This is a genomic window from Sphingomonas sp. (genome assembly GCF_026460985.1).
In the GTDB taxonomy this organism is placed as follows: domain Bacteria; phylum Pseudomonadota; class Alphaproteobacteria; order Sphingomonadales; family Sphingomonadaceae; genus Sphingomonas.
The window spans coordinates 1-3747 of sequence record NZ_JAPKNM010000029.1 but is presented as its reverse complement, the minus strand read 5'-3'; the positions used below and the strand labels follow the sequence as shown (position 1 = coordinate 3747).

The 3747-nt window shown below is 70.5% G+C and carries 3 protein-coding genes; all 3 read left to right on the top strand.

Annotated features, from left to right (window positions below; all coding sequences use genetic code 11):
• A partial coding sequence (locus MT490_RS06040) for a TonB-dependent receptor (protein ID WP_297385178.1) occupies positions 1-1766 on the top strand: 1766 nt, incomplete at its 5' end.
• Positions 1766-2590: an ABC transporter substrate-binding protein gene (locus tag MT490_RS06035; RefSeq protein WP_297385176.1), complete on the top strand. Its 825-nt coding sequence runs from the start codon at positions 1766-1768 to the stop codon at positions 2588-2590. The genes MT490_RS06040 and MT490_RS06035, both read left to right, overlap by 1 nt.
• Before the next feature lie 112 nt (positions 2591-2702).
• A complete protein-coding gene (locus MT490_RS06030; RefSeq protein ID WP_297385174.1) occupies positions 2703-3674 on the top strand; it encodes an iron ABC transporter permease in 972 nt (323 codons plus the stop codon).
• Positions 3675-3747 lie beyond the last annotated feature (73 nt).

Genomic DNA, 3747 nt, shown 5'->3' with positions numbered 1-3747 from the left:
ACGACGAGATCGTCGTCGTCGCCTCCGGCGTCGAGCAGGCGGCCGAGACCACCGGCCGCTCGATCACCGTGCTCGACCGCGCGACGATCGAGGCGCGCCAGACCGTCTCGCTCTCCGACCTGATCGCCACCACCCCCGGCGTCACGGCCACGCGCACCGGCGGCCCCGGCAACATCACTGCGGTCCGCATCCGCGGCGCCGAGGACGCGCAGACGCTCGTGCTGATCGACGGCGTGCGCGCCAACGACCCCTCCGCCCCCGCCGGCGCCTTCGACTTCGGCAATCTGCTGGCCGGATCGGTCGAGCGCGTCGAGATCCTGCGCGGGCCCAACTCGGTGATCTGGGGCAGCCAGGCACTGGGCGGCGTGGTCAACATCGTCACCGAGCAGCCCACCGACGGGATCACGGCGCGCGCCAATGCCGAATATGGCACTGCCGACCAGGTCTCGGCCAATGCCGCGGTCGCCGCGGGCAACGACACGCTCCAGGGCGCGCTGACCGGCGGCTATTTCCGCACCGACGGCGTCTCGCAGGCGGCGGTCGGCACCGAGACCGACGGCTATCGCCAGTACAATGCCAGCGGCCGGCTGCGCGTCGAGTTCGCGCCGGGCTTCGGCGCCGACCTGCGTGGCTATTACGCCAATTCGCGGCTCGAGATCGACGGCTTCCCCGCCCCGACCTACGCCTTCGCCGACACCGACGAATATACGACCGGGCAGGAACTGTACGGCTATGCCGGATTGTTCGCGAACATCGGCCCGGTGGCGAACCGCGTCGCCTTCACCATCGCCGACATCAACCGCGACGGCTATGACCCGGCGATCGGCAGCGCGCCCGCCTATCTCTTCCGCGGGCGCAGCGAGCGCTACGAATATCGCGGCGACGCGGCGCTGGCCGACCAGCTGCGGGTGACCTTCGGCGCCGAGCGCGAGAATCTGCGCTTCTACGACGGCGCCGACACCTATCGCGCCGACACCACCAGCTTCTACGGCCAGGCGATCGTCACCCCGATCGAGCGCGTGACGCTCACCGCGGGCATCCGCAGCGACGATCACAGCCGCTTCGGGGCGCACACCAGCTGGGGCGCAAACCTCGCGGTGCGTCCGCTCGACGGCACCCTGCTCCGCGCCAGCTATGGCGAAGGCTTCAAAGCGCCAACGCTCTACCAGCTCTTCGCGCCCTTCTACGGCACCGATACGCTCCAGCCCGAAACCGCCGAGAGCTGGGAAGTCGGCGTGGAGCAGAGCGCGCTGGACGGCGCGGCGAAGCTGGGCGTGACCTGGTTCCACCGCGACACGAAGAACCAGATCGACTTCGACCTGGTGAGCTTCACCTACGCCAATATCGCGCGCACCCGCGCCGAGGGCCTCGAGGTCGAGCTGGCGCTCAAGCCCACGGACGCGTTTACCGTGACCGCCAACTACACCTATACCGACACCGAGAACCGCTCGGCAGGGTATGAAGGCAACCAGCTGGCGCGCCGTCCGCAGGACGTGGCCAGCGTCTCGGCCGATTACCGCCTGCCGTTCGGGCTTTCGCTGGGGGGCACGGTGACGATCGTCGGGGACAGCTTCAACGACCAAGGCAATTTCACCCGGATCGACGGCTTCGCGCTCGGCAGCATCCGCGCCGAGATGCCGATCGGCGATCGCTTCGCGGTCTATGGCCGCGTCGAGAACGTGACCGACGAGAAGTACGAGGTCGTCTCGGGCTACGGCACCTATGGCCGCGCGGCCTTTGCCGGCGTGCGGCTGCGCCTGAACTGATGCGGGGCGCCGCGTTTCTCTGCCTGGCGGCAGCCGGATGCGCGGCGCAACCTTCGCCGCGGGGGGGCGGGATCGTCTCGCTCAACCCGTGCGCCGACGCGATGTTGGTCGAATTGGTCCCGCCCGAGCGGATCGCCGCGATCAGCCATTATTCGCGCGATCCCGGCGCGACTTCGATCCCGCTCGAGCTCGCCCGGAAATTCCATGTCAACAACGGCACCGCCGAGGAGATCATCGCGCTCAGGCCCGACCTCGTCATCGCCGACAGCTTCACGTCGCCTTCGACCCGCGAGGCCTTCGCCCGCTCGGGCGTGAAGACCTTGTACCTCGGCTGGGCCAGCACGATCGAGCAGAGCAAGGCGCAGGTCCGCGAGCTCGCCGCCGCGGCCGATGCCGTGCCCGCGGGCGAGGCGATGGTTTCGCGGATCGACGCCGCGGTGACCGCGGCGAAGACCGATCGCCCGCCCGTCCCCGCCTTGCTGTGGATCGGCGGCAACACCGCCAATGGCGCCGGCACATTGCTCGACGAGATGATGGTCAAGGCGGGCTTCAGCGACCATGCCGCACATTACGGGCTTCAAGGCACCGGCTATCTCCCGATCGAGCATGTCGTGGTCGACCCGCCGCGCGTGATGCTCGTCCCCGACCAGGCCGGCCGCGACGCGAGCTCGCGCGCGGCGCAGATGCGCGGCTGGGCGCTGACCCGCGCGGGCGCCAGGGTCCACCAGGCGCATTTCCCGCGCAGCCTCGTCAATTGCGGCGGCCCGGTGATCGCCAAGGCGATGACGCGGCTGGCCGAAGTACGGCGGGAGGTGGGGAAGTGAGAGTTAATCGATCACCCTCACCCTTCCCATCGCTAACGCGATGGGCCCCTTCCCTCTCCCATCGGGAGAGGGAGGGAGGCGCGAAGCGCCGGAAGGGTGAGGGTGAACGGCAATGAACCGCCCTCTCCTGCTCATCCTCCTGACGCTCCTCGTCGCCCTGCTCTTCGCGGGCTCGCTGATGGCGGGCAAGGTCTGGGTGCCGCCCGCTGTCTGGTTCTCGGGCGATCCGCGCTGGTGGATCGTCGCCGAGCTGCGCCTGCCCCGCGCGATCCTCGGGCTGGCGATCGGCGCGGCGCTCGGCCTCACCGGGGCGGTGCTCCAGGGCTATCTGCGTAACCCGCTCGCCGATCCCGCGGTGGTCGGCGTCTCGTCGAGCGCCGCGCTCGGCGCCGTCGCCGCGATCGTCGTCTTCGCCGCCAGCGCGCCGCTCGTCATCTTCGGCGCCGCGATGCTCGCCGCCTGCGGGTCGATGCTGCTGCTCGCCGGGCTCGCCTGGCGCGCCGACAGCCAAGTCGCCTTCATCCTCGCCGGCACCGTGCTCGCCAGCCTCGGCGGCGCGCTCACCGCCTTCCTGATCTCGATCGCCCCCAACCCCTTCGCCACCGCCGAGATCATCGACTGGATCATGGGTGCGCTCACCGACCGCAGCTTCGCCGAGGTCCAGCTCGCCCTGCCCTTCATCGCCCTGGGATCGGCATTGCTCCTGTTCACCGGCCGCGCGCTCGACGCGCTGACGCTGGGCGAGGCGGCGGCGCGCTCGCTCGGGGTTCGGCTCCAGCGCACCCAGATGCTGATCGTGCTCGGCGCCGGGCTCGCGGTCGGCGCGAGCGTCGCGGTGACCGGCGTGGTCGGCTTCGTCGGGCTGATCGTGCCCCATCTCCTGCGCCCGCTCACCGGCGCCAAGCCCTCGGCGTTGCTGCTCCCCAGCGCGCTGGGCGGCGCCGCTTTGGTCCTCGCCGCCGACAGCCTCGTCCGGCTCGGCCCGGGCGCATCGGAGATACGGCTGGGCGTCGCGATGGCATTGCTCGGCACGCCCTTCTTCTTCCTGCTCCTCCTCAAGATGCGGCGGTCGGCATGGAGCTGAGCGTCAGCGACCTCGCCGTCAGCCTCGGCCGGCGCCGCGTGCTTACCCAGGTCAGCGCCGCCTTCCGGCCGGG

Excerpts from the sequence above, each read along its gene's own strand:
- MT490_RS06030 (WP_297385174.1), top strand. The coding sequence starts at position 2,703 with ATGAACCGCCCTCTCCTGCTCATCCTCCTGACGCTCCTCGTCGCCCTG.
- MT490_RS06035 (WP_297385176.1), top strand. The coding sequence starts at position 1,766 with ATGCGGGGCGCCGCGTTTCTCTGCCTGGCGGCAGCCGGATGCGCGGCG.